This window comes from Pseudomonas sp. UV AK001 (genome assembly GCF_046097675.1).
Taxonomy (GTDB): Bacteria; Pseudomonadota; Gammaproteobacteria; order Pseudomonadales; family Pseudomonadaceae; genus Aquipseudomonas; species Aquipseudomonas kribbensis.
Genome location: NZ_JBJUVZ010000009.1, coordinates 187,616 through 213,129, shown reverse-complemented (window position 1 = coordinate 213,129; position 25,514 = coordinate 187,616). Strand labels below are relative to the sequence as shown.

Genomic DNA, 25,514 nt, shown 5'->3' with positions numbered 1-25,514 from the left:
TGATGAGTCGGCCGGCGTGCTCGCGGCTGCCGGTCTCTGTGGATTTGCCGTTGCTGTTGCAGGCGTTGGCGGCGATCGAGGACGGAGACTGGCGCGGCCATTTCAACACCGCGTATTTCACCGGTGACTGGAGCGGTGTGGCGCTGATTTCCGCTGCCGATGCCTTGACCGAGCTGTCTCCCGGTACCGCCGAACCGGTGCCGCGCCGCCCCTGGTTGAATGACCGCCGCTGGCAACAGGCGTTGCAGGATCTGCCACTGGAGATCGTCAGTGCGCGACTGCTGCGACTCGGCCCCGGCGGGCAGATTCATGAGCATCGTGATTACGATCTCGACGAACCGGACGCTGATCTGCGGTTGCACATTCCATTGCTCAGTCCGCCCGCCGTGGATTTCTGGCTCGACGGATTACGCATGCCGATGGCGGCGGGTGAGTGCTGGTTTCTCGATCTTGCGAGACCGCATCGAGTCGACAATCGCGACAGCACGGCACGGGTTCATCTGGTTCTCGACTGTCGCCCCGGCGCCTGGCTGGAACAGATGATTGCCGAGGGTTTGCCGAGTACGCCACAGCCTGATGCCGAAGATTCGGCATTACAGCGTTTTCAGCGTCTGCTGGTCGCGGATCCCGCGTTGTCGGCGACCCTGCAGGCGTTGCGCGATCCCGAAGCGTTCATCAGCCAGACACTGGCGCTGGCCGCCGAGCGTGGCTTGTCATTCTCCCGGGAAGAACTGCACGCGGCGATGCGCAACGGGCGTCGGTCGTGGAACGAACAATGGCGAGCCTGAATTTCGACGGCTGGTTGCCGATCCGCATCTGGAAAATTGCCGGGCAATGGCAGGTGGACTGGTGCTGGTTTGGCGACACGCCGTTGCACCAGCCGTTTTTTCGTGAGGCGGTGGAGCAGGCGCTGCAGTTGCCGTTCAACCAGGCGTTTCGCCGGCAAACCCCGTTGTCGGCGCTCACGCAGTGGCAGACGCTCAGTCCCGGCCTGGCGCCGAGCGCCTTCATCCTGCATGCCTCGCGTTGTGGATCGACGCTGATCAGCCAGATGCTCGCCCGCCTCGACGATCACATCGTGATCTCGGAACCTCCACCCCTCGATGCCTTGTTGCGCAGCGATCTGCCCGCCGCAGAACGCCGTGCGGCCATCGCCGGGTTGCTCTCGGCCTACGGCCAGCGCCGGCGCGGGATGGAGCAGCGGCTGGTGATCAAGCTCGACGCCTGGAACATCGGCGAATGGCCGTTGCTCCACGAATGCTTCCCCGACACGCCGTGGTTGTTTGTCTATCGCGATCCGCTGGAAATCGCCGTTTCACACCTGCGTCGCCCGGGTATGCACATGGTGCCCGGCCTGCTTGGCGAGTGCGTGCTGGACGACGACCTGCCATTCGAGGGGCGCGAAGATTTCATCGCCCGCAGGCTCGGACGTCTGCTGGAGGCGGCGCGCTTGCACTGCGCTGATTTCGGCGGGCTGACGGTCAATTACAGTGAGTTGCCCGAGGCGATGACAGGACGGCTGGCGAGGTTTTTTCAGCTGAATGCCGAGCAGTGCGAGCAGGTGCTGACAGCTTCGGCACAGCATGCGAAACAGCCGTCACAGGCGTTTGTCGCCGATGGCGAAAGCAAACGCCGCGAAGCCTCCCCGCTGTTGCAGGCGCGAGTAGAACGGTGCGCGCGAGCTCCTTACGAAGCGCTGGAGCGCTTGCGCGCACTCACGACTTGGCCGACAGATCCGCCATCCCCTTGAGCAATTCGATCGGCAACGGGAAGACGATGGTCGAGCTCTTGTCGCCGGCAATCGAACTCAGGGTCTGCATGTAGCGCAATTGCATGGCGCCGGGCTGGCGGCCAAGCATTTCGGCGGCCTGCATGAGTTTTTCCGAAGCCTGCAATTCACCTTCGGCGTGGATCACCTTGGCCCTCCGTTCCCGTTCGGCTTCGGCCTGTCTGGCGATGGCGCGGACCATCGATTCGTTGAGGTCGACGTGCTTGATCTCGACATTGGCGACCTTGATGCCCCAGGCGTCGGTCTGGGCGTCGAGCACTTGCTGGATGTCGATGTTCAACTGTTCGCGCTCGGCCAGCAGTTCGTCCAGTTCATGCTTGCCGAGTACCGCGCGCAGGGTGGTCTGGGCCAGTTGGCTGGTGGCCACCAGGAAGTCTTCGACCTGGATGATCGCTTTCTGCGGATCGAGCACCCGGAAATACAGCACCGCGTTGACCTTGACCGAGACGTTGTCGCGGGTGATCACGTCCTGCGGCGGCACATCGAGGACGATGGTGCGCAGATCGACCCGGACCATTTGCTGCACCACCGGAATCAACAGGATCAGCCCCGGCCCCTTGACCTGCCAGAAGCGCCCGAGCTGGAACACCACGCCGCGTTCGTATTCACGCAGGATGCGGAACGTCGAGCCGGCCAGGGCAATGAGCAACAGCAGCAGCGCGACAAAACCGATTTGCAGACCCATGATCACTCTCCGAGCGGTGCCGCGTCAGCCGCGGCCACTTGCAGCAACAAGCCCTTGCGCCCGACCACCCGCACCGGTTGCCCGGCGTGCAGCGGCGTGGCACTCGACACTTGCCAGCGTTCTCCTTGCAATTGCACCCAGCCGTTGCGGGTGTCGGGCGACTCTACGACGGTCACGGCCGTCACGCTGCCGACCAGGCCGGCGTCGCCGCTGACCGGGTGTCGCGGCCGGGTCCTCAGGGCACGAACCAGCAACGCGATCAGCAGCAGTGCGCTGACCAGCCCGAGGCCGATCATCATCGGCACCGGCAGCTCGGCGTTGCTCAGGATCAGCGCGCCGATCACGAACATGACGATGCCGCCCAGGCCAATCACGCCGTAATTGGGCAGCGCGGCTTCGGCGATCAGAAACGCGATGCCCAGGGTAATCAGCCAGAGGCCGATGGGATCGATGGCGTGCAACGGGATGTCCGCAGCCAGGGACGATCCGCTCAGCAGCATCAACAGGACAAACGCATAGCGACGGATGTTCACTTGACCCTCCGGGAGAGTCATGGGGTTCTCTTATCAGTCTAGTAGAGCCTGCGGTCGGAGGAATTCTGATCAGTTCCAGCGTCGCCAGTGGGCGGATTTACCTTCATTGCGCGGCTTGCCCGACTAGACTTTCCAGAACAGGTACAACGTTCATCACTGTCTGCCGCGCAGCGTCGGCGGGCACCGAGGTGCATCATGCGTATGGCAAGAAAAGTGCAAAGCAGCCTGACCCGGGCGCAATGCCAATACGACGTCGTCTCCCATCCGCACTCGAGCAGCAGCCTGGAAACGGCGCGGGTTTCGGGAATTCCGGCTGAACGGGTGGCCAAGTCGGTGATCCTCGACGACCACCACGGGCATTACCTCATGGCCGTGCTGCCCGCCAGCCGCCATCTGGACCTGAGCAAAGTGCGCACCAGCGGCGAGTGGCAGATCACCCGCGAAAGTACCCTGGCGCACCTGTTCGATGACTGCGAACGCGGCGCGGTGCCGCCGCTGGGCGATTCCTATGGCCTGGACATGGTCATCGACCCATTGGTGACCCGGCAGAAAGATATTTACCTGGAGGCCGGCAACCACAACAACCTGCTGCACATGAGCATGCCCGAGTTCCTGAAAATGGTGCCGCATGCGCAGGTGCGGGAGTTGAGTCAGTAGTTTTTTTCAGCGTCTGTGCCGACGCCAATCGCGAGCAGGCTCGCTCCCACAGGTTCTGCAATGAATCTGTGGGAATGTGGCTTGCTCGCGAAATGTTTTTATCCACTGAGTCTTCGAAGGAGTAGAACAATGGAAAATCCAACACACAGCCTCCCATCCCTGTTCAAACAACTGGGTCTGCCCAACGACCCGGTCAGCATCGACCAGTTCATCGCCGCCCATTCCCCGCTCAAACCCGAGCTGCACCTGTGCGACGCGTTTTTCTGGACCAAGAGCCAGGCGGATTTTTTGCGGGACGAGATTCTCGATGATGCGGATTGGGCGGAGGTGGTGGATCAACTGGATGTGATGTTGAGGAAGGGGCGGGGCGCTTAGTCAGCGTAAAATTTCGTCACAGGATATCCTCAATTGCCCTCTCTATCTGGGGTAGCTTCCGGGGTCAAAGAAAACTGGAAGCTGAAAAATGCGAAGACTTCCCTCAGTAGAAATGATCAGTGTCGAAGCTTTTAAAGAAAATTTTGATGCGGTAATCGAGGACGTCAAATATGAGCCCGTCGCTTTACAAAAGCACAGTCAAGTTTTAGCTGTCCTGCTTTCCGCATCATTGTATGAGGCGATTATTGAACGGCTGGACGATCAGTATTTGGCGTTGATCATTCACTCGCGACGCAATGAAATTGGTAAAACCATCGAGCTGGATCAGCTGTAAAAAACCTTTGAGGAGATTTGTTTCAAAACTTGACTGAATTTCCCCTCCAATGCCATATTGATAGTTAGCAAACTAACAGTGTGTGCATTCCTTCGTGCCGAACAACCTCGAATCCCTCCAGATGAACATCAGCAGTGCCATGGTGGTGGCCGCCAGGCATTGGCGGAAGATCTGCCAGACCACGCTGGTCAACTATGGAATTTCCGAAGCCTGCGCCGTCCCGTTGTTGATGATCGGGCGGCTGGGGGAGCGCGTGCATCAGGTGCAGGTGGCGCAGGCGGCGGGGATCGAGAGTCCTTCGCTGGTGCGGCTGCTCGATCAGTTGTGCCACGCCGGCTACGTTTGCCGCACTGAAGACCCGCAGGATCGCCGGGCCAAATGCCTGAGCCTGACCGACACCGGCCGCGAGCTGGTGCAGGCGGTGGAAGGCGAGCTGGTGCGTCTGCGTAATGAAGTGCTCGAAGGCATCGACCGGAGTGATCTGGAAGCTACGCTTCGAGTATTGAGAGCTTTCGAAGCGGCCAGTCCGCCAGCGGTGACCCATCCGTGAACGGCTTTTTTTCCGGCATTCCTCCGGCCCGGGACTGGTTCTACGGGATCCGTACCTTCGCGGCGTCGATGATCGCGCTGTACATCGCCTTGCTGATGCAGATGCCGCGTCCGTACTGGGCGATGGCCACGGTGTACATCGTTTCCAGCCCGTTCCTCGGGCCGACCAGTTCCAAGGCGCTGTATCGGGCGATCGGTACGTTCCTCGGCGCCGCTGCGGCGGTGCTGTTCGTACCGATGTTCGTCCAGAGTCCGTATGTGCTGGTGGTGGTCATCGCGTTGTGGACCGGGATTCTGCTGTTCCTGTCCCTGCATCTGCGCACCGCCAATAACTACGCGTTGATGCTCGCCGGCTACACCTTGCCGCTGATCGCCCTGCCTGTGGTGGATAACCCGCTGGCGGTGTGGGACGTGGCGGAAGCGCGGACTGAAGAGATTTTCCTCGGCATCGCGGTCGCTGCCGTGGTCGGGGCGATGTTCTGGCCACGGCGCCTAGCGCCGGTGTTCAACGATGCCGTGGGCAAGTGGTTCGCCGATGCGACCACCTACAGCCTGAAATTCCTCAGCCGTGACGTGAACCCCGAAGAAGTCACTGCCCTGCGCATGGCCATGGTCGGCAGTTTCAACAGCCTGGAATTGATGATCGGCCAGTTGCCCCACGAAGGTGCGCGGCCGCAAACGGTGCGCAACACCAAGGAACTGCGCGGGCGGATGATCCATCTACTGCCGGTGATCGATGCGCTGGAAGATTCGCTCTACGCCCTCGAACGGCGCACGCCGGAACTGGTGGAAAAATTCGCGCCGCTGCTCACCGCCACCCGCGAATGGCTCGGCCACAAAGATGCCGATCTCGACCGCTGGCAAGCCCTGCGCGATCAGCTCGAAGCCCTGCAACCCAGCGCCGAAGCCCTGGAAGATCGCAAACAGTTGCTGTTTTCCAACGCGCTGTACCGCCTCGGCGAATTCATCGATCTATGGCAAGACTGCCGCAGTCTGCAGGATGCAATCCTGTGCGAGCGTCAGGACAGCTGGCGCGCGGTTTACCGCCACTGGCGCCTCGGTCGTCTGACGCCGTTCCTCGACCGTGGATTGATGCTGTATTCGGTGGCGTCGACCATTCTGGCGATCATCGTCGCCTCGACGCTGTGGATTCTGCTGGGCTGGACCGACGGCGGCAGCGCGGTGATTCTGGCGGCGGTGTCGTGCAGTTTCTTTGCCTCGATGGACGACCCGGCACCGCAGATTTACCGGTTCTTTTTCTGGACCGGGATGTCGGTGCTGTTCGCCAGTCTGTACCTGTTTCTGGTGCTGCCGAACCTGCACGACTTCCCGATGCTGGTGCTGGCGTTTGCCATCCCGTTCATCTGCGTGGGTACTCTGACGGTGCAGCCACGGTTCTACCTCGGCATGCTGCTGACACTGGTCAACACCTCGTCGTTCATCAGCATCCAGGGTGCCTACGACGCTGACTTCTTTGCATTCGCCAACTCCAACCTGGCGGGGCCGTTGGGGCTGTTGTTCGCGTTTATCTGGACCCTGATCGCCCGGCCGTTCGGCGCCGAACTGGCGGCCAAGCGCCTGACCCGTTTCAGTTGGAAAGACATCGTCAGCATGACCGAGCCGGCAAACCTCGCCGAGCACCGGCAACTGGGCGTGCAGTTGCTCGACCGCTTGATGCAGCACTTGCCACGTCTGGCGCTGACCGGTCAGGACACCGGCATCGCCATGCGCGAAGTGCGCGTAGGGCTGAATTTGCTCGACCTGCTGGCCTACACCCCGCGCGTGACCGGTGCGCCGAACGCGTTGCTGCAGCAAGTGGTGGCCGAGGTCGGCGAATACTTCCGCGCTTGCCTCAAGGCCGGCGAGCGCTTGCCGGCGCCGAGCCAGTTGCTGATGACCATGGACCGTACCCGCCGCGCACTCAACGGCCACGGCGATGAAGAAACCCGACTACACCTGTTGCACGCCTTGAGCGGTTTGCGTCTGGCGCTGTTGCCCGGCGTCGAATTCGTCTCCAGTGCCGAACCCGAAGAACCGCTGCCCGAAGGAGCGCCCCTATGATCGGTGACCTGGACATCAGCGGCATCTTCCTGCCGACCCTGCTGGTGCTGATGGGCATCACCTACGTGCTGTTCGTGCTGGTACACGGCGTGCTCACACGCCTGCATTTCTACCGTCTGGTCTGGCACCGGGCATTGTTCAACGTGGCCCTCTACGCCGTGATGCTGTACGGCGTGGACTCACTCAGTCGATACCTGATGACATGAAAAAACCGTTTTTGACTATCGGTCGCGTGATGCTGACCTTGCTGATCGTGGCTTTCGCCGTCGTCGTGGTCTGGCGCATGGTGATGTATTACATGTTCGCGCCCTGGACCCGCGACGGCCACATCCGTGCCGACATCGTGCAGATTGCCCCGGACGTGTCCGGGCTGATCCAGCAGGTCGAGGTCAAGGACAACCAGTTAGTGAAACGCGGCCAGGTGCTGTTCAGCATCGATCAGGACCGTTTCAAACTGGCGTTGCGTCAGGCCAAGGCAGCCGTTGCCGACCGCGAAGAAACGTTGGCTCAGGCCCAGCGTGAGGCCAAGCGTAATCGTGGCCTGGGCAATCTGGTGCCGGCGGAACAGCTGGAAGAAAGCCAATCGAAAGTCGCCCGCGCACAATCGGCACTGGCCGAAGCGCTGGTGACGGTGGACAGCGCCCAGCTCAACCTCGACCGCTCGGTGATCCGCAGCCCGGTGGACGGCTACGTCAACGACCGTGCACCGCGTGCTCAAGAGTTCGTCACCGCTGGACGTCCGGTGCTGTCGGTGGTGGACAGCAATTCGTTCCACATCGACGGCTATTTCGAAGAGACCAAACTCGACGGCATCCATATCGGTCAGTCGGTGGATATCCGCGTGATCGGCGACCGCGCCCGTTTGCGCGGGCATGTCGAAAGCATCGTCGCCGGTATCGAAGACCGTGACCGCTCGAGCGGCAGCAACCTGTTGCCCAACGTCAACCCGGCCTTCAGCTGGGTACGTCTGGCGCAGCGGATTCCAGTGCGCATTGCCTTCGACGACGTGCCGGATGACTTCCGCATGATCGCCGGGCGTACCGCCACGGTGTCGATCATCGACGATCAGCAGCAGGAGCCCGCGAAATGAGCAGGGCCCTGATGATCGCCGGTCTGGGCGTGATGCTGTCGGCCTGTTCCATGGTCGGGCCGGACTATCACCTGCCGGGTGACGCGGCGATTCAGCGCAAGGATTTTCAGGGCGATCTGGCGGTGGCCGGCAAGCCTGTGGTTTCGACTCCGGTGCCGGCGGACTGGTGGCGGTTGTATCGTGATCCGCGTCTGGACCAACTGGTGCAGCAGGCCATGGCCTCCAATACCGATCTGCGGGTGGCGGCGGCGAACCTGTCCCGGGCCCGTGCCCAGGTCGATGAGGCCGAGGCGGCCGGTGGCTGGAGCGGCGGCGTGAAAATGGGCGCCCAGCGCTTGCAGGAATCCGGTCAGGCGTTCCTGCTGCCGGAGAAAGTCCCGGTGGCCAACGTCGCCGACATCGGCATCAGCGCCTCCTACCAGTTCGACCTGTGGGGCACTTTGCAACGCGGGATCGAAGCAGCGAAAGCCAACGCCGACGCGACCCAGGCCGCCGCCGACACCGCGCGCATCACCCTGGTCGCCGATGTGGTCCGGGCTTACACCCAGGTTTGCGCGGCCAACGAAGAACGGGAAATCGCTCAGCACTCCCTCGACCTGCAATCCCAGAGCACCACGCTGATCCAGCGCCTGCGCGATGCCGGGCGCGGCGACGAAACCCAGGTCACCCGTTCGCAGACCCAATTCAAGTCCCTGCGCGCCGATCTGCCGCGTTATGAGGCGGCGCGTCAGGCCGGGCTGTTCCGCCTGTCGATGCTGCTGGCCAAACCGGTCGATCAATTGCCGGCCGGCACCGCGACCTGCGCCGAACTGCCGAAAATCGCCCAACTGGTGCCGGTCGGCGATGGTGCTGCGCTGCTCAAGCGTCGGCCTGACATCCGCCAGGCCGAGCGTCGCCTGGCCGCCGCGACCGCCGGGATCGGCATCGCCACCGGCGAGCTGTATCCGGACATCAGCATTGGCGCGACCATCGGCACCGTCGGCATTGTCTCTGATCTTGGCGACCCGTCGACCAACCGCTGGGGCTTTGGCCCGTCGCTGAGCTGGAAGGTGCCGACCAACGGCGCCCGGGCACGGATCCGCGAAGCCGAAGCCTCGACCCAGGGCGCTTTGGCGCATTTCGACGGCGTGGTGCTCAACGCCATCCGCGAAACCCAGACCGGCCTGGCCCAATACACCGCGCTGCTGCAACGCCGCGACGCCCTGGCCGATGCCGAGCAGTCGGCGAAGCTGGCGGCTGACCAGACTCACCGCTTCTTCCAGGCGGGCCGCGAGTCGTTCCTCGCTGATCTGCAAGCCACTCGCACCTACACCGATGTCACCGCGCAACTGGCCGCCGCCAACACCCAGGTTGCCATGAGCCAGATCGATTTGTTCCTCGCCCTCGGCGGCGGTTGGGAAAGCGGACGAACGCAAGCGTCGAGCGCCAGCAAACCCTGAGGCCGTTGCTATGCTTTGAAGTGTTGGAGGGGCGCCCTGAGCAAGGCGCCTTTCCAGTGCACATTGCTAGCGCAGGTCTAGGGGAAACCAATAATGAAAAACCCTTACGCTCTCGGCTTCTGGTGCGCCCTGGTCGCACTGGTGCTGCTGTCTGCCACCTATTTCTACGGCATCATGCTGGCCCATCAGATCGACAAGGCGATGGTCTTCCTCGACAGCGCGACCGCGTTGATCGCAGTGATGGCGATCGTCGTGGTGGCCTGGTCGTTGGTGCAAGTGCAAAAACTCAAGAAAAGACAGCTTGAACAAAGCAAGACCCTGCTGCTGATCTGGGACACCAAAGTCGCGCTGCGCAAGGTCGAAACCGTGTTCGACCGCTACTTCTGGGGCAGCTACTGGCAACCGGGGCGCACCTTCGCCGAAGTCATGGGCGAACTCACCGGCACCCCGCTGGAAAAAAGCCTCGAGGCCCTGAAAAAACAATGCCTGGAACTCGACAGGCAGGTTGCCGATGACGGCTGGCACTGGCTGAACAACGCCCGTGAACTGTCCGACGTCGCGACTGCGATGGCCCGCGAGCGCTATCAGCTGGATTTCTGTGATCCGCGCGGCGACGGGCCGGGCGGGGCGGTGATCGACCGGGATTTCGAGGTGCTTGTGTACACCTGGACCGCACGCCTGAAAAGCTTCGATCATCAGCTCGACGAGATCGAGGTCCAATATTCCTGATCCCTAAAAGATCGCCGAACCCGGCGATCTTTTTGTTTGTCCATGTCCCGTGGACACTCTTTAACCTTTAAACATTGGGCCGCCCTGCGCGGCCAGTGCTAATCTCCACCGCTAAATTCAGCGGAGTCGAACCACGGCCCGGTCACGGGTTCACGGAAGACGACCACACCTTCAGCCACGGAAATCGATCAGGTCATTCATGAATAAATCAGCAGGCGTGCTTCTCGGAATCGTTGTTGCCATTGGCGCCATCAGCGTCGGCGGGGCCTGGTACACGGGCACCAAGATTGAAGGCGTGCTCAACAACGCCGTCGTCGACGCCAACAAAGAGCTGCAGACCGCCATGGCCGGTTCCAACGGCAGCGCGTCGCTGGAGCTGGTGTCGCTGGAGCGTCACACCTTCAGCAGCACCGCGCACTATCGCCTCAAGGGCGAAGGCGAGATGTTCGGTGAAGCGCCGGTCGAGCTGCTGTTCGTCGACCACATCGAACACGGCCCGCTGCCGTTCTCGCGTCTGGTCTCGCTGAAATGGCTGCCGGTCATGGCCACCAGTCACTACGAGCTGGAGAAGACGCCGGTCACCGAAAAATGGTTCGCCGCCACCAAGGGTGCTGCGCCACTCAAGGGTGTGGTCAACATCGGCTACGACCAGTCCACCACCGGCAATATTGAGCTGCTGCCGCTGGAAACCGCGCTGGACGACAAGTCGAGCCTGAAGTTTTCCGGTCTGAACATGGACATTTCCGCCAGCGCCCAGGCGCAGAAGGTCAAGGCCAACGGCTACATGGACAGCCTGCACCTGACCACCGTGGCTGAAGACCAGGCGCCGGTGCAGATCGAACTCAACGGCCTGACCCTGGCCAGCAACCTGAACAAGAGCAGCTACGGCTACTACACCGGCGAGAACACCCTTGAGCTGACCGGCAGCAAGACCACTTTCGGCGCCAAACAGTTGGTGCTGGGCGTGAAGAACTTCGAGATGAAGAACCTCACCGAAGAGAACGGCAGCAACGCCTCCGGTCGTGCCGACTACAAAATCGGCGAAGTGACCCTCAACGACAAGAAAATCGGCTCGGCCAACCTGGCCATGAGCCTGAAGAACCTCGACATCCCGTCGGCCCTGTCGCTGATGCAGATCTACCAGACCAAGCTGCAGCCGTACGAAAAAGCCGCCGCCGAAGCCACCGCCGCCGGCCTGCCGGCACCCGAGCTGAACCTGACCGAAGCCGAGTCCGCCCAGGTCAAGGCTGACATGCAGAAACTGCTGGCCGCTGGCCCGCAACTGGCACTGGAAGACCTGTCGCTGAAAACCGCCAACGGTGAAAGCCGCGCCAACCTGGTGCTCGACCTGACCAAACCGGCCTCGATGGACCTGCCGCCGGATCAACTGGGCAAACAACTGATCGCCCTGCTTGACCTCAATGTGCAGGTATCCAAGCCAATGCTGGTGGATCTGCTCAGCGTACAGGCCCAGATCGACGGTCAGACCGACGCCAAAGCCATTGTTGATCAGGCCAGCGCCGCCGCCGACATGTTCTCCGGCATGGCCGTGGGTTCGCAGTTGGCAACGCTGGATGGCACCAATGTGACGACCAAGTTGCACTACGCCGCCAATCAGGTGGAGTTCAACGGCCAGAAGATGACGGTCGAGCAGTTCGTCGGTTTCCTGATGAGCAAATTTGCCGGCGTCAGCGTCAGCCAGGAACAGTAAAACCCCGCGCAACACCGCAGCGCCCGGCCTTTGCCTTCTGCAAACGCCGGGCGTTTTGCTGTCTGGAATCTGCGTTTGCGGCGAGCCCCCGCGTTTTCGGTCACGAATCTGAACAAATATTGTGTTCTGAATATTGGTCTACGCTTGCGTGCAAGACTGCTTGGATTAGCTTGGCCGAGTGATACCGACTTGGCCTCCGTCACGAATCGGGCAAGGGGGGGCGTAGCTACCCGGCTGGCCATGTAAGGATGCTGACGAATGCCGCGTATTGATGTTCCTGTATTACATCGTGGTCTACGCCCTTTGTTTCGAGTCGCGCTGTGCAGCCAGTTGCTCTGGCCCGCATTGGCGCTGGCCGATACGCCCTATGATCAGATGGTGCGTGATGCGCGTGCCGGGCAAACCACGCCTGCACTGAACGTGCTGCGTCAGGTTCCACCGGGTCAATCGACCACGGGGCAGGTCAGCGATCACCTGCAAATTGCCAGTTGGGCCGGGCTCGATGCCGAAGTGGTCAAGGTTTATGAAACCGAGGGCCGCAACCGTGTCCTGCCTGTTCAGGCCCTGACTGCCACTGCCCGGGCCTATCGCAATCTCAAACGCTGGGATCAGGCCACCGAGGTCTACAACAAGGCCCTGGCGCTGGAACCGAACAATGCCGACCTGCAACTGGGTCTGGCGTTGACCCAGGCTGATTCCGGCAAACCCGATGAGGCCGTGACCCGCGCCAAGGCATTGGTTGCCGTCAAGCCTGACGATCCTTCCCGCCGCCTCGCACTGGGCTATGCCCTGACCCGCGCCGGCAAACAATACGACGCACTGTTCGAATACGATCAGGCCTTCACTCGCGCCGGCAGCAAACCGGAAGTCGCCCGTGAATACGTGGTGGCCCTGCAAAAGGCCCGTCTGCCCGAACCTGCACTGCGCCTGGCCAACCAGCGTCCGGGATTGATCGATCCGGTAACGCTACGCCGCCTCGAAGGCGATCTGGCCGCCGAACGCGTGCGCCTTGCCGAATTCGCCACCCGCAGCGAAAAAGAACGCTACGTGATCGCCGACCGCGCACTGGCCGACTACGACAAACTCCTCGCCACCTGGACCCCGGACGCCAGTGCCCACGACGACGTGACCCGCTGGCGCATCGATCGCATGGGCGCCCTCAAGGCCCGGGCGCGCACCGCCGACGTCATCACCGAATACCAGAAGCTGCAAGCCGAAGGCGTGAAGATTCCGACCTACGCCCTGCGCTGGGTGGCCGCGTCCTATCTGGATCAGCGGCAACCGGAAGTTTCCACCGACTTGTATCGCCAGGTGCTCTCGGCACCGGACGCCGATGCCGGTGATCGCCTTGAAGACACCACCGCGTTGTATTACTCGCTGCTGGAAAGCGACCGTGCCGAAGAAGCACGCAAGGTCGCCGAAGACTTGGCCAAAAACGAGAAACCGCGCGTCGAACTCAAGGGCCTGCCGATCGGCAACCCCAGCGACGACTGGATGGACGCCCAATTGCTGTCGGCCCAGGCCGCCGGCACCTACGGCGCGGACCTGCCCCATGGCGAGGATCGCTTGCAGACGCTGGTCGATCAGGCGCCAGGCAACGTCGGCCTGCGTCTGTCCCAGGCCGATCTTTACCTGGCCCGCCAATGGCCCCGTCGCGCCGAAAGCCAGCTCAAGGAAGTCGAGAGCATGGTGCCCCGGGACATGGGCCTGGAAGTCGCTCAGGCCCGTACCGCCATGACCCTTCAGGAATGGCGGCAGATGGATGCCCTGACTGACGACGTCGTCGAGCGTTTCCCGGACAACCGTCAGGTGCAGCGCGCTGCACGCGAGCGTGAAGTGCATGACATGTCCGAGCTGCGCGTCGAAGCCTACGGCGGCAAGGCCAATGGCGGCAGCGGTGGTAATGCCGGCGCAGTCAGCGGCAGCCGGGACTTCGGCATCCAGAGCACGCTGTACAGCCCGCCGATCGATGAAGACTGGCGGGTGTTCGCGGGGATCGGTTACGCCACCGGCGACTTCGCCGAAGGCACCGGCAATCACCGCTTCCAGCGTGTCGGTCTGGAGCGACGCACCCGTGACATGACCCTCGAAGCGGAAGTCTCCAACCATTCCTACGGTTATGGCGACAAGCAGGGCGCCCGTCTGGCGATTGCCCGGGACATCAACGACAACTGGCAGTACGGCGGCAGCCTTGAATACCTGTCGGCGGACACCCCGCTGCGCGCGTTGAACAGCAACATCAAGGCCAACGGCGGCAGCGGTTTCATCCGCTGGCGCGCCAATGAAAGCCGCGAATGGAAACTGTCGGTCAGCCCGTCGCATTTCAGCGACGGCAACAACCGCGTCGAAGCCTTGCTGACCGGACGCGAGGGCGTCTACAGCACGACTCATGTGCAGGTCGACGCTGGCCTGGAGGTCAGCACCAGCCACAACTCGAATTCCGAAGACGTGCCTTACTACAACCCGAAGGCGGACTTCAGCGTGATGCCGACGGTCAACGTCAACCACGTGCTTTACCACCGCTACGAAACCTCCTGGAGCCAGCAGTTCCAGGCCGGTGCGGGTACGTACAGCCAGCGTGACCACGGCACCGGCGGCATGGCGATGCTCGGCTACGGCCAGCGTTATGCCTGGAACGACGTATTCGAGGTGGGCGGTTTGTTCAGTGTGATCAACCGGCCCTACGACGGTGATCGGGAAACCGATCTGCGTCTGCTCGTCGACCTCACTTTCCGCTTCTAGAAGAGTTTGAAGATGCCTTTTATTTCGCGTTTCATCCTTCTGCTGGGAGTGCTGCTGGTCAGCGCCTGCGCCCAGCAAGCCCCGGCCTTCGCGCCGCCGTCGGAGCGTCCGCTGGCGGCCAATGAAAAACCATGGCCGAAAAACCACGTGCTGGGCATTGCCTATCACGACGTCGAGGATCGTGATCCCGATCAGGCCGTGGTGGCGGTGCGCACCGAGCGCATGATCGAGCAACTGGCGTGGCTGCGGGAAAACAACTACAAGCCGGTGACGGTCGATCAGATCATGGCCGCGCGCAAGGGCGGGCCGGAACTGCCGCCCAAAGCCATCCTGCTCAGCTTCGACGATGGCTATTCGAGTTTCTATACCCGCGTGCTGCCGGTGCTGCGTGCCTATAACTGGCATGCGCTGCTGGCACCGGTCGGCGTCTGGATCGACACACCACTGAATCAGCCGGTGGATTTCGCCGGCACTCCACGCCAGCGCTCCGACTTTCTGACCTGGGACCAGGTGCGGGAAATCTCGCAATCGGGCCTGGTGGAAATCGCCGCCCACACCGACGCCAGCCACAAAGGCATCCTCGCCAACCCGCAAGGCAACATGCAGCCGGCGGCCGCGACCCGGCGTTATGACCCGGTGACCAAACGCTATGAGTCCGAGGCGGACTTTCAGGCGCGCATGCGTGCCGACGTGGCGACCATCTCGGAAAAAATCCGCAAGGTCACCGGTAAAAAGCCAAGGATCTGGGTCTGGCCCTATGGCACGGCGGACGGCACTTCGCTGACTGTGGTCAGCGAGCAGGGCTACGAAATGGCCCTGACCCTCGACGACGGTCTCGATGCCCTCGACAACCTGATGAGCAGCCCACGCTTCCTCGTCGCGTCCGACCCGGATGGCGAGCACTTCGCCAACAGCATCGTGGCGGTGCAGTCCGACTTCGCCATGCGCGTGGTGCATGTGGATCTGGACAACGTCTATGACCCGGATACGGCGCAGCAGGAAGTGAACCTCGGCAAGCTGATCCAGCGCATGGCCGACATGGGCGCCAACACGGTATTTCTGCAAGCCTTCGCCGACCCGAAAGGCGATGGCCTGGTGCATTCGCTGTACTTCCCCAACCGCCACTTGCCGGTGCGTGCCGATATTTTCGACCGTGTCGCCTGGCAACTGCGCACCCGGGCCCACGTGAAAGTATTCGCCTGGATGCCGGTACTGAGTTTTGCGCTGGATTCGAAACTGCCACGGGTCACGCGCTGGGATCCGAAGACCGGCACCACGTCGGTCGACCCGGATCAGTACAAGCGGCTGTCGCCGTTCGATCCCGAGGTGCGGCGGATCATCGGTGAGATCTACGAAGACGTCGCGCGCCTGACCTCGGTCGACGGCATCCTCTACCACGACGACGCCGTGCTGTCGGACTTCGAAGATGCCAGCCCCGAAGCATTGAAGGCCTATGCCGCTCAGGGTCTGCCGGGCTCGATTGCCGCCCTGCGCGACGATCCGGCGGCCATGCAGCGCTGGACCCGGTTCAAGAGCCGCTACCTGATCGACTTCACCAACGAACTGACCGCCAAGGTGCGGGCGATCCGTGGCCCGCAGGTGATGACTGCGCGCAACATCTTTGCCGAGCCGATTCTCAACCCCGAGAGCGAAGCGTGGTTCGCACAGAACCTCGACGACTTCCTCGTGAGCTACGACTGGACGGCGCCGATGGCCATGCCGCTCATGGAAAAACAGACCCATGCGCAATCCGGCCCGTGGCTGGAAGAACTGGTGGCGAAGATCAAACAGCGCCCCGGTGCGCTGGATCGCACGGTGTTCGAATTGCAGGCCCGGGACTGGACGAAAAACGACCAGGCCGACATCGACGGTGCACAACTGGCCGACTGGATGGGCCGCCTCAAGCGTCAGGGCGCGACGAGTTTCGGCTACTACCCGGACAACTTCCTCGAGAACCTGCCGGACCTGAAAACCGTGCGGCCTGCGCTCTCCAACAAATGGAACCCATGACATGCTGGATAGACTGCTGGCCCTGCTTGTTCTGGCGATCGTCCTCGGCGTCCCGCTGGGGCTGATCTTCCTGGTCACCGGGCAATTCCTGATGGACTTCGTGTTCTTCTACCCGCTGTTCATGTCCGGGTTGTGGATTTCCGGCGGCCTGTATTTCTGGCTGCACTGGGAACGGCACTGGCCGTGGAAGGACGACACGCTGCCGCCGCCGCTGGAAGGCGAACCGCTGATTTCGATCCTGATCCCTTGCTACAACGAAGGCGACAACGCCGCCGACACCATTCACGCGGCGCTGGCCCAGCATTACCCGAACATCGAAGTCATCGCGATCAACGACGGTTCCAAGGACAACACCGCGCAAGTGCTGGATGCGCTGGCCAAGGAAGACCCACGGCTGCGGGTGCTGCACCTGGCGGAAAACCAGGGCAAGGCCGTAGCCCTGCGGATGGGCGCCATCGCGGCGCGCAGCGAATATCTGGTGTGCATCGACGGTGACGCGCTGCTGGCGCCGAACACCGCTGCTTATCTCGTGGCACCGATGCTCGACAACGCGCGGCTTGGCGCGGTGACCGGCAACCCGCGGATCCGCACGCGTTCGACGCTGGTCGGGCGGGTTCAGGTCGGCGAGTTCTCGTCGATCATCGGGCTGATCAAACGCACCCAGCGGGTGTTCGGGCGGATCTTTACCGTGTCCGGTGTGATCGTTGCGTTCCGTCGCACGGCGCTGAACCGGGTCGGCTACTGGAGCCCGGACATGATCACCGAAGACATCGACATCAGCTGGAAGCTGCAACTGGACCACTGGAGCATCTTCTACGAGCCCCGCGCCCTGTGCTGGATCCTGATGCCGGAAACCCTGCGCGGCCTGTGGAAGCAGCGCCTGCGCTGGGCCCAGGGCGGTGCCGAAGTGCTGTTCAAGAACATTCGCGGGATCTGGCAGTACCGTCACCGTTATCTGTGGCCGCTGCTGTTCGAATACTGCCTGTCGACCGGCTGGGCCTTCACCTTCCTGTTGTCGGTGATCTTCTGGGCGATGGGCAAGTTCATGGTCATGCCTGAAGCCATTGCCGTGCATCACCTGATGCCTCCAGCCTTTACCGGGCTGCTGCTGGCGTTTGTCTGCCTGGTGCAGTTCGCGGTCAGCATCATCATCGACCGACGCTATGAGCCGGGTCTGGGCAGAACCATGTTCTGGGTGGTCTGGTATCCGTTGGTGTTCTGGTTCATCAGTCTGCTGACCACACTGGTCAGCTTTCCGAAGGTGCTGTTCGGCCAGCATCAGAAGCGCGCGCGCTGGGTCAGCCCTGACCGGGGCATCAAACCGGCAGGCGACGACGAAGAGGAGGTCATCAAATGAAAATCATCCGGACCCGCCAGCGGCCATTCCTGGTGGTGATTGACGTGATCCTCACGGTGCTGGCCTGGGTCGGCCTGCTGTATCTGCTGGTGCGCGGGCTGTGGCCGCTGATTGAAACCCACGCCGGCGGGCCGCGCATCGACAACTCGGCGTTCGAAGCCTTGGGTACCTTGCAGATTTATCTGTGGGTGGCGTTGGTCAACGCCGTGATCCTTATTTCCTGGGCCCGTTATCAACAGCGCAAGAGCCGCAGTTTCGCCCAGCGTCGCCTGGCTGCCCCGGTGGTCGACGATGACGGCCTGAGCAAAAGCTTCAAGCTGTGCGATGACCGCCTGCAGAAGCTGCGCAGCCCGGGCGTCATCACCATCCACAACAATCAGGACGGTGATGTCAGCCACGTGGTGCCGCACCTGTGGCCGGTAGAGCGGGCGGAACTGCCGCCACCCCTGGCGCCGCTGGAGCATCCGCGCGTGATTTTTCTGCACGCCGAGGACGACGATAACCGTGAGCCGACGAACCGACTGTAAGCGCGGTGATACCAATGGGCGTCATTTGCCACTGCCACGGCACGAACGGTACAGCTATAGTCTGCAGGCCGAAGACGGCCCAACTGCACAAGGTGCTCCCGGAATGACCCGATTGACCTCTCTCAACCCTTGGCTGGCGGCCGTTGCCGTCGCCCTTTGCGTGCAGTTTCCGGCGCAGGCCCAGGAGCGTTTCACCCTCAGCATTCCCGGTGTTTCGGACAACCGTCTGTTCACCGCGGCGGCAGCCAGTGACGCCGCCGGTTGCGGCGGCAAGAACCTGTCCCCGGCGCTGAGCTGGAACGCCGGCCCGGCCGCCACCCAGAGCTACGCCATCGTGATGCATGATCCGGACGGCCAGAAAGGCCTGGGCGTCGATCACTGGGTTCACTACGGCATCAAGGCCACGACCCGGCAGATCCCGGCTGGCATCGGTACCAAAGCGACTTTCGAAGGTCTGGGCGGCACCAACAGCAAAGGCACGACCACTTATGTCGGCCCGTGCCCGCCAACCGGCGACAGCGCTCACCACTACATCATCCAGATCTATGCCCTGGACCTGGCCCCCGACGCCTTGCCGGCCGGCCTGACCCGCGCCCAACTGCTGGAAAAAATCAAAGGCCATGTGCTGCGCAACAGCAGTGCCGTGCGGCGCTATCACCGCTGAAAATAATTTCGGCGGCGTTTAACCCGAACTGAAAGGGCTGTCCGTCTCAGAGGTTGAATGGATCAATTCTTCCTCGAGGTCAGCCCCCATGTCTCTTCCATCGACGCTTCTGCGACCCCTGGCTGCCGGTGTGCTGTTGGCCATCGCCGGTTGTGGTGTTTCCTCCAACCCGGAATCCGCCGCCGTGCGGCCACCGGCACAGCCCTCTTCAAAAGCCGTAGCGCAACAAGAGAGGGTCATGGCCGATCACTCTTTGGCCAAGCGCAGTGCATTGGCAGCGCCGACGGCCAGTTTTGCACCGATGCCCGCCGGGGAAAGTTATCCACAGGGCTATCGCGCCGAGCCGCGCGAGCAGTACGAAACCCTGGCGGATAACCCGATCCACAGTGTTGCCGAAACGCCCGTTTCGACCTTCAGTGCCGATGTGGATACCGGCGCCTACGCCAACGTCCGCCGTCTGCTGAATCAGGGACACCTGCCGCCGGAAGGCGCGGTGCGGCTGGAGGAGATGGTCAATTACTTTCCCTATGACTATGCGTTGCCGACTGACGGATCACCGTTCGGCGTGACCACTGAACTGGCCGCTTCGCCCTGGAACCCGCACACCCGGTTGCTGCGCATCGGCATCAAGGCGTCCGACCGTTCAGTAGCGGAACTGGCCCCGGCCAACCTGGTGTTTCTGGTGGATGTGTCCGGCTCGATGGACCGTCGCGAAGGGCTGCCGCTGGTCAAAAGCACCTTGAAGCTGCTGGTCGATCAATTGCGCGAGCAGGACCGTGTATCGCTGGTGGTGTATGCCGGCGAATCCAGAGTGGTGCTGGAGCCGACGTCCGGACGGGAAAAAGCGAAAATTCGCACAGCCATCGAGCAGTTGACTGCGGGAGGCTCGACAGCTGGTGCCTCCGGTATTGAACTGGCCTACCAAATGGCGCAACAAGCCTTCATTTCCAAAGGCATCAACCGCATCCTGCTGGCCACCGACGGTGACTTCAACGTCGGCGTCAGCGACTTCGACAGCCTCAAGCAAATGGCTGTGGATAAACGCAAGACCAGGATTTCCCTGACCACCCTGGGTTTCGGTGTGGATAACTACAATGAACACCTGATGGAACAACTGGCGGATGCCGGCGACGGTAACTACGCCTACATCGACAACCTGCGCGAGGCGCGCAAGGTCTTGGTGGATCAGCTCGGTTCGACCCTCGCCGTGGTGGCGAAAAACGTCAAGTTGCAGGTGGAATTCAACCCGGCGCAGGTCAGCGAATACCGGCTGCTCGGCTACGAGAATCGCGCACTCAAGCGTGAGGATTTCAGCAATGACAAGGTCGATGCCGGTGAAATCGGTGCAGGCCATACGGTGACCGCGCTGTATGAAATTGTCCCGGCCGGCGAGAAGGGCTGGCTGGAGCCGCTGCGTTACGGAAAAACCGATGCAGCGGTTTCCGAGAAGAAAGGAGAATTGGCGATGCTGCGTGTGCGATATCAAAAGCCTGAAGGTGGGAAAAGTTTGTTGATCGAGCGGCCGATTGCCAGTCAGGTTGCGCCTGCCAGTGAAGACCTGCGCTTTGCTGCCGCCGTCGCTGCGTTTTCCCAGCAGCTCAAGGATGGCCGCTATACCGGTGATTTCAGCCTCAAGGACACCGAAGCGTTGGCCCGAGGTGCCCGCGGCGATGACCGCTTCGGCCTGCGCAACGAGTTCGTGCAACTGGTGGAACTGGCGCAGAGCCTGCGGACTTCGACTGCGTCCAACACGATGCCGACCGAGCGACGGATTGAATAGTGAGTCGCCTGAAGGGATTTATCAGTCAGCTGTTTGCCAGCGCCGACAGCCTTGAGGCCAGCAGCGACGAATCGCTGCTGGCCCGTTATCGCGAGGGCGACGGCAAGGCGTTCGAGATCTTGTACGCCCGCCACCGCCAGAGCCTGTACCGGTTTCTGCTCGGGTTGAGCGGCAAGCCGGAGCTGGCCGAAGAGGTGTATCAGGAAACTTGGCTGAGCCTGATCCGCAGCGCCAGTCAGCCACAAGGTCGGGCGACTTTTCGTACCTGGCTTTTCCAGATTGCCCGCAACCGTCTGATCGATCACTGGCGCAAACACGGCGCCCATCAGCCGTTGCATGACAGCTACGACGAACAGACCCATGCGGTCAGTGACGACGCGAGCGATCCTGAACAGTTGCTGAGCCTCAGTCGCGACAGCCAGCGCCTGGACAGCGCCCTGCAAACCTTGCCCGCCGACCAGCGCGAAGTGTTCCTGCTGCGCGCCCACGGCGACCTCGACCTGGCGCAAATCGCCAGCCTCACCGAAACACCGCTGGAAACCGTCAAGAGCCGCTTGCGCTACGCCCAGCACAAACTGCGTCGGCTGCTGGCCGAGGAGGTACTGACATGACGGACACCCGCCAGACACCCGAAGAGCAACTGCTCAAGCATTATCGTGAGCAACAGCACGGCGAACCGCCGGCGAAGCTCGACGCACGGATTATCAGCGCCGCGCATCGCCAGGTCCCGGCACCGAAACCGAGCCCGTGGAAACGCTGGCTCAAGATCTGCCAGACGCCGCGTTATCAGGTGGCTTTCGCCAGTCTGGTCGGCATCGCGCTGATGCTGACGCTGGTGCAACGCGCCCCGGAACCCGTGGCTCATTACGATTTCACCCCTGCCGCCAAACCGGCTGCGCCGCTGGCCCGCAAGGAGGCCATTGAATCCCGGACGTTGTCAGCTCCTGCTCGCGCGATGTCCGCACCTGCGCCTGCACCAATGGCGGAAATGGCTGCGCCGATGCAAAGCGAATCGATCAGCGCCGACACGGCTGAAGAAGCCAAAGCCAGCAAGCGCGCCGCTGCCCCGGCCAATGGGCTCGACGAACAACTGCGCGAGGTCCTGCGTCTGCGCGAATCCGGTCAATCACAGGCTGCCGACACCCTGTACAACAATCTGCACAAGCGTTACCCGAGCGTGAATCTGGACCTGCGCCTCGAACAAATCCGCCAGAACTGACCGGTTGATCGTCCAGCCATTTGGCATTGCCCCGCAAAAACGCGCACTATCGGGGCATTGCCGATGCGCTGGAGGATGCCGTGGCCCAAAAAATCGACCGCATCGCCCAAATGCTCAACTGCCCGGTGAAGGGTGAAGAACTGCGGCGAGCTGTGACGGAGAGCCGTAAGGAATTTCTTCTGGCCAAACAGGCAGAAGAGGATCTGCAGGAAGACGTTCTTGATGATGAGTGGATCGAGGACGACGAAGACGATGATGAATACGACGAGTTTGACTGGACGACGGAGTGAGTAAGGCGTTGCGCAGACGTTCATGAAGCCGCTACAACTCGAAAAGTCGCGGGCTGTGACAGCCCAGGGATGAGTTTCAGCCAGCTGAAATGATCCGAGTACACAATCTCAGTCAAAACGGTCTTCCCGGAGCTTTGCGCAACGCTTGGGAACTCGTGAAGATCCAGCCGAAAAACCAAGGCTTTCAAGCGTTATCCTCTGTTAATCTTTCGCCACCTTCTGAACAGTTAAGGACGACCGTGGCGAACCAACTGCGCGCATTCATCAGCAGTACAATGGAAGATTTGGGTAACGAGCGTCGTGCTGTCGTTTCTCAATTAAAGTCGATGGGTATCGAACCTGTTAACGCAGAAGACATGCCGCCGGATGGGCGTTCGAGCTGGGAAACCATCCACACAGAGATTGAGCAGTGCCACCTCTTCATTCTGATATTGGGGGACCGTTATGGCTGGGAGCCTGATAGCGGCGTAGGTGCAGGTTCCGGTCTATCTGTGACGCACCTTGAATTTTTAGCCGCGCGCAGAAGCAACAAACTCGTTCTGCCATTTATGAAAAAGTTGCGCTTTGGAGCAGCCCAGGATACCAAGCGCGACGAGTTTCGTAAGGAAGTGTCCAGTTGGACGGATGGTTTGTTCCGGCAGGAATTTGAGTGGGCAAATGATCTTGCAATTGCAGTGGGAAAATCAGTTACAAGCCTGTTTGCTGATGCGCTGCACAAAGAATTGTTTCGGCGTAGGAATACGATTCCGGCTCCAGTGGTTACAGTATCTTGTGCAGGGACTTCAATAGCGACCGTCAATAACGGGAAAGTACTCCTTGCTGGAGCGGGTATGTCAGTCGCGGCTGGCTATCCTACAGCTCTGGTGCTGATGGAGATTCTGGCAAGTGATCTTTGGAGCGAGCCCCAGGACGCAACCCAGTTAATGGCTTATAACTTCAGTGTTCTTGCCTCTTATTATGAGAAGGTTTTCGGACGATCGGCCCTGGAACTACGCATTACTCAGGTTCTGGATACTCCACAGACGATCCAGCCTACACCCGCCCATCTCAAAGCGGTCCGAGTGTTCAGAAATATTATTACGACGAACTATGACCGGTTGTTCGAGAAAGCCTGTGAGCTTCAAGGGGTCATCTATCGTGTCGTGCATCCCTCTGATGCTGCGTCAGACGAGCAGTTTGAAGGGCTTACGATTTATAAAATGGTTGGTTCGGCTTTAGTGCCCGGCACTTTAGTCCTTACCAGTGACGATCTGCCCTATGCCGCAAAGCAGCAGGTATTTACCAAGTTACAGAACCTTATCGAGCACAATGAATTGGTGGTCATCGGGCACTCACTAAGAGATGGCAACGTCCAGCAGCTTCTTGGCCAGCGAGATCCACACCGCGAGGGCGTTTATGTTTCTCCCTCGACAGCAGCCATTGATGAATTGGCGTTGTTCCGTTTTGGTCTGAAACGAGTGCAGTCGACAGCAGATGACTTTATGAACAGTTTTCTGGTTTAAGCGGGCACAAAAAAGCCCCGGACCTTGCAGTCCGGGGCTTTTTCGTTTCTGTTCATGGCGCACCAGGCGGGATTCGAACCCACGACCCCTGCCTTCGGAGGGCAGTACTCTATCCAGCTGAGCTACTGGTGCAGCGGGCGACATCATACCTAGGTCGGCTCGGGGCGTCCATGCCGGTTTTTGCCGGCTCATTGTCAGTGTTTGTGTCGGGTGAGGGCGCATTCCAAAAGGCTGTAACGTCCTGCAAAACGCTCTCGTGGCAGTTTGGCGAAGCTGTTCTATTGTTTTCCTGCGGCGGGTTCTTCGATCGCCTTACTCAGGGAGAAAAGCATGAGCGTCGTCAATCCTCAAATCACCGATTCCGTCACCCAGTCGAATGTGCAGGTCGTCGGTTCGGCACCGGCCACGGCCATCGCCACGCTGACCCAGGTCACCAGTCATGCGGTCAGTCTGGCGCTACAGAACGCGGTCAGCCATCAGCAGGCGATGAACATTATCGGCAATGCCACGGTCGCGGCAGCCGTCCAGCAGATTCTGGCGGTGGGAGGGCGCTCCTGATGACCGGGGAAAAGGCTCAGAGCGATAACGTGGAGCAACCGGCCGTTGACCCGGCGGCTGCAGCCGCCGCGTTGCTTGAGTCGCTCAATGAACATCTGCTTCAGCAGTCGGCTGACGGTGTCGGGGCGGAAGCGTTGAATCGACAGATTGTCGAAGCGGTGAACCTGCTCAACACACAGCTTGCTGCTCACGCGCCGGCTCTGGCGCAGCTGGGTTCGGAACTGCTGGTTCGTCAGGCCAGCGGGCTGGTGGCGCAGTCGGCGGCGAGCTACTTCGATGGTGTCACCAAGCTCGCTCTGGCCTCTCAAGGTGTGCTGCTGCGCCAGATGACCGAGAGCATCATCAAGGATGACCTCGACGCGGCTACCGAAAGTGCGCTCGGCGCCTTGAATACCCATCTGCTGGTAGGCGGCGCTGCAGCGGTGGCCGCGGCGAGCGGAGTGCTGGACGCCGACGGGGTGAATCAGGCACTCGAGCGAATCAACCAGAGCATTGCCCAGTTCAGCGCCAGCCATCCCGAGCGGTCCGCGGGCGCCTGAGCAATATTTGCAACACTCACTGTCCCTTGAAAGGAGTCGGAGTATGGCAACAGTAAATGAGCAGATTACCGATGCGGTCACCCAGACCAACGTCAGGGTGGTAGCCGAAGCACCGGCCATGGCGATGGGCAGCGTTTATCAAAGCATGGCGCACTCGACCGGCATCCTGTTCGAGAATGCCGTCAGCGCCCAGCAGCAACAGAACACGCTGGCTCAGGCGGCAACCAACCAGGGGGTGATGCAGATTTACAGCGTCGATACCACGGCTGGCGCCGCTGCCACGGAAAAGCTGGGGCAGACGGGTGTTGCTGACAACCTGACCAGTCTGTTGACGGTGCTCAAATCGTTTCAGAACAAGTAGTCACGCCCCTCTA

The 25,514-nt window shown here is 61.3% G+C and carries 27 protein-coding genes and 1 tRNA gene; 25 read left to right on the top strand and 3 right to left on the bottom strand.

All coding sequences use genetic code 11. The features are described 5' to 3' along the window. Window positions 1-2 precede the first annotated feature (2 nt). Window positions 3-788, top strand: coding sequence for an aspartyl/asparaginyl beta-hydroxylase domain-containing protein (locus ACKLNA_RS23295; RefSeq protein WP_408987221.1), 786 nt, complete (start codon window positions 3-5; stop codon window positions 786-788). Beyond that, on the top strand, window positions 776-1,750 hold the full coding sequence (locus ACKLNA_RS23290) for a sulfotransferase family protein (RefSeq protein ID WP_408987220.1): 975 nt from the start codon (window positions 776-778) through the stop codon (window positions 1,748-1,750). The genes ACKLNA_RS23295 and ACKLNA_RS23290 overlap by 13 nt, the downstream gene beginning before the upstream one ends. On the opposite strand, the gene ACKLNA_RS23285 is transcribed toward ACKLNA_RS23290, so the two are convergent. Next, window positions 1,716-2,474, bottom strand: coding sequence for a slipin family protein (locus ACKLNA_RS23285; RefSeq protein WP_114880952.1), 759 nt, complete (start codon window positions 2,472-2,474; stop codon window positions 1,716-1,718). The two genes, ACKLNA_RS23290 and ACKLNA_RS23285, sit on opposite strands and share 35 nt — an antisense overlap. Window positions 2,475-2,476: 2 nt before the next feature. Then, entirely contained in the window at window positions 2,477-3,028 is a 552-nt protein-coding gene (locus ACKLNA_RS23280) for an NfeD family protein (protein ID WP_408987219.1), read from the bottom strand. Window positions 3,029-3,202: 174 nt separating this feature from the next. On the opposite strand from ACKLNA_RS23280, the gene ACKLNA_RS23275 reads away from it, so the two are divergent. The 20 genes from ACKLNA_RS23275 (at window position 3,203) to ACKLNA_RS23180 (ending at window position 24,043) form a co-directional block, all read left to right on the top strand. After that, on the top strand, window positions 3,203-3,664 hold the full coding sequence (locus ACKLNA_RS23275; protein WP_085712631.1) for an aminoacyl-tRNA deacylase: 462 nt from the start codon (window positions 3,203-3,205) through the stop codon (window positions 3,662-3,664). A 129-nt stretch (window positions 3,665-3,793) separates the two neighbouring features. Beyond that, window positions 3,794-4,039, top strand: a complete 246-nt coding sequence (locus tag ACKLNA_RS23270) for a DUF2789 domain-containing protein (protein WP_408987218.1) — start codon at window positions 3,794-3,796, stop codon at window positions 4,037-4,039. Between the two features lie 88 nt (window positions 4,040-4,127). After that, window positions 4,128-4,373, top strand: coding sequence for a type II toxin-antitoxin system Phd/YefM family antitoxin (locus ACKLNA_RS23265; protein ID WP_408987217.1), 246 nt, complete (start codon window positions 4,128-4,130; stop codon window positions 4,371-4,373). 121 nt (window positions 4,374-4,494) lie between these two features. Then, the gene (locus ACKLNA_RS23260) at window positions 4,495-4,923 is read left to right on the top strand and encodes a MarR family winged helix-turn-helix transcriptional regulator (RefSeq protein WP_085712633.1); all 429 of its coding nucleotides are present in this window, start codon (window positions 4,495-4,497) and stop codon (window positions 4,921-4,923) included. Further along, entirely contained in the window at window positions 4,920-6,983 is a 2,064-nt protein-coding gene (locus tag ACKLNA_RS23255; protein ID WP_408987216.1) for an FUSC family protein, read from the top strand. The genes ACKLNA_RS23260 and ACKLNA_RS23255 overlap by 4 nt, the downstream gene beginning before the upstream one ends. Next, the gene (locus ACKLNA_RS23250) at window positions 6,980-7,189 is read left to right on the top strand and encodes a DUF1656 domain-containing protein (RefSeq protein ID WP_007957657.1); all 210 of its coding nucleotides are present in this window, start codon (window positions 6,980-6,982) and stop codon (window positions 7,187-7,189) included. Before ACKLNA_RS23255 ends, ACKLNA_RS23250 begins: the two co-directional genes overlap by 4 nt. Next, window positions 7,186-8,073, top strand: coding sequence for an HlyD family secretion protein (locus tag ACKLNA_RS23245; protein ID WP_085733404.1), 888 nt, complete (start codon window positions 7,186-7,188; stop codon window positions 8,071-8,073). The genes ACKLNA_RS23250 and ACKLNA_RS23245 overlap by 4 nt, the downstream gene beginning before the upstream one ends. Then, window positions 8,070-9,512, top strand: a complete 1,443-nt coding sequence (locus ACKLNA_RS23240; protein WP_408987215.1) for an efflux transporter outer membrane subunit — start codon at window positions 8,070-8,072, stop codon at window positions 9,510-9,512. The genes ACKLNA_RS23245 and ACKLNA_RS23240 overlap by 4 nt, the downstream gene beginning before the upstream one ends. A 93-nt stretch (window positions 9,513-9,605) precedes the next feature. Beyond that, window positions 9,606-10,241: an NADH:ubiquinone oxidoreductase subunit N gene (locus ACKLNA_RS23235; protein WP_114880957.1), complete on the top strand. Its 636-nt coding sequence runs from the start codon at window positions 9,606-9,608 to the stop codon at window positions 10,239-10,241. A gap of 199 nt (window positions 10,242-10,440) precedes the next feature. After that, window positions 10,441-11,952 (top strand): YdgA family protein, encoded by a 1,512-nt coding sequence (locus tag ACKLNA_RS23230; RefSeq protein ID WP_114880958.1) that lies wholly within the window; start codon window positions 10,441-10,443, stop codon window positions 11,950-11,952. Between the two features lie 258 nt (window positions 11,953-12,210). Continuing rightward, on the top strand, window positions 12,211-14,694 hold the full coding sequence (pgaA, locus tag ACKLNA_RS23225; protein ID WP_248738711.1) for a poly-beta-1,6 N-acetyl-D-glucosamine export porin PgaA: 2,484 nt from the start codon (window positions 12,211-12,213) through the stop codon (window positions 14,692-14,694). Between the two features lie 12 nt (window positions 14,695-14,706). Then, window positions 14,707-16,704, top strand: coding sequence for a poly-beta-1,6-N-acetyl-D-glucosamine N-deacetylase PgaB (gene pgaB, locus ACKLNA_RS23220; protein WP_408987214.1), 1,998 nt, complete (start codon window positions 14,707-14,709; stop codon window positions 16,702-16,704). Window position 16,705: 1 nt separating this feature from the next. Next, window positions 16,706-18,061, top strand: coding sequence for a poly-beta-1,6-N-acetyl-D-glucosamine synthase (pgaC, locus tag ACKLNA_RS23215; protein ID WP_085712641.1), 1,356 nt, complete (start codon window positions 16,706-16,708; stop codon window positions 18,059-18,061). Next, a complete protein-coding gene (gene pgaD / locus ACKLNA_RS23210; protein WP_408987213.1) occupies window positions 18,058-18,588 on the top strand; it encodes a poly-beta-1,6-N-acetyl-D-glucosamine biosynthesis protein PgaD in 531 nt (176 codons plus the stop codon). Before pgaC ends, pgaD begins: the two co-directional genes overlap by 4 nt. A gap of 103 nt (window positions 18,589-18,691) precedes the next feature. Beyond that, a complete protein-coding gene (locus ACKLNA_RS23205) occupies window positions 18,692-19,252 on the top strand; it encodes a YbhB/YbcL family Raf kinase inhibitor-like protein (protein WP_408987212.1) in 561 nt (186 codons plus the stop codon). Between the two features lie 88 nt (window positions 19,253-19,340). Next, complete coding sequence (locus tag ACKLNA_RS23200; RefSeq protein ID WP_408987211.1) at window positions 19,341-21,032, top strand: vWA domain-containing protein; 1,692 nt, start codon at window positions 19,341-19,343, stop codon at window positions 21,030-21,032. A 29-nt stretch (window positions 21,033-21,061) separates the two neighbouring features. Continuing rightward, window positions 21,062-21,643, top strand: a complete 582-nt coding sequence (locus tag ACKLNA_RS23195) for an RNA polymerase sigma factor (protein WP_408987252.1) — start codon at window positions 21,062-21,064, stop codon at window positions 21,641-21,643. Further along, on the top strand, window positions 21,640-22,251 hold the full coding sequence (locus ACKLNA_RS23190) for a hypothetical protein (protein WP_408987210.1): 612 nt from the start codon (window positions 21,640-21,642) through the stop codon (window positions 22,249-22,251). Before ACKLNA_RS23195 ends, ACKLNA_RS23190 begins: the two co-directional genes overlap by 4 nt. A 20-nt stretch (window positions 22,252-22,271) precedes the next feature. Then, window positions 22,272-22,541 (top strand): hypothetical protein, encoded by a 270-nt coding sequence (locus ACKLNA_RS23185; protein WP_244220768.1) that lies wholly within the window; start codon window positions 22,272-22,274, stop codon window positions 22,539-22,541. 89 nt (window positions 22,542-22,630) lie between these two features. Next, window positions 22,631-24,043, top strand: coding sequence for a DUF4062 domain-containing protein (locus ACKLNA_RS23180; protein WP_408987209.1), 1,413 nt, complete (start codon window positions 22,631-22,633; stop codon window positions 24,041-24,043). Between the two features lie 55 nt (window positions 24,044-24,098). On the opposite strand, the gene ACKLNA_RS23175 is transcribed toward ACKLNA_RS23180, so the two are convergent. Then, window positions 24,099-24,175 (bottom strand) — tRNA-Arg (locus tag ACKLNA_RS23175). A 198-nt stretch (window positions 24,176-24,373) separates the two neighbouring features. On the opposite strand from ACKLNA_RS23175, the gene ACKLNA_RS23170 reads away from it, so the two are divergent. Genes ACKLNA_RS23170 through ACKLNA_RS23160 form a run of 3 tightly spaced genes read left to right on the top strand, consistent with a single transcriptional unit; the run spans window position 24,374 to window position 25,501 of the window. Then, on the top strand, window positions 24,374-24,601 hold the full coding sequence (locus ACKLNA_RS23170) for a RebB family R body protein (protein ID WP_085712646.1): 228 nt from the start codon (window positions 24,374-24,376) through the stop codon (window positions 24,599-24,601). Then, window positions 24,601-25,140, top strand: coding sequence for a hypothetical protein (locus tag ACKLNA_RS23165; protein WP_408987208.1), 540 nt, complete (start codon window positions 24,601-24,603; stop codon window positions 25,138-25,140). The genes ACKLNA_RS23170 and ACKLNA_RS23165 overlap by 1 nt, the downstream gene beginning before the upstream one ends. Window positions 25,141-25,183: 43 nt before the next feature. Then, window positions 25,184-25,501 carry a RebB family R body protein gene (locus ACKLNA_RS23160; protein ID WP_408987207.1) on the top strand — a complete coding sequence of 106 codons (318 nt, stop codon included), beginning with the start codon at window positions 25,184-25,186 and terminating at the stop codon, window positions 25,499-25,501. Window positions 25,502-25,514: the final 13 nt, after the last annotated feature.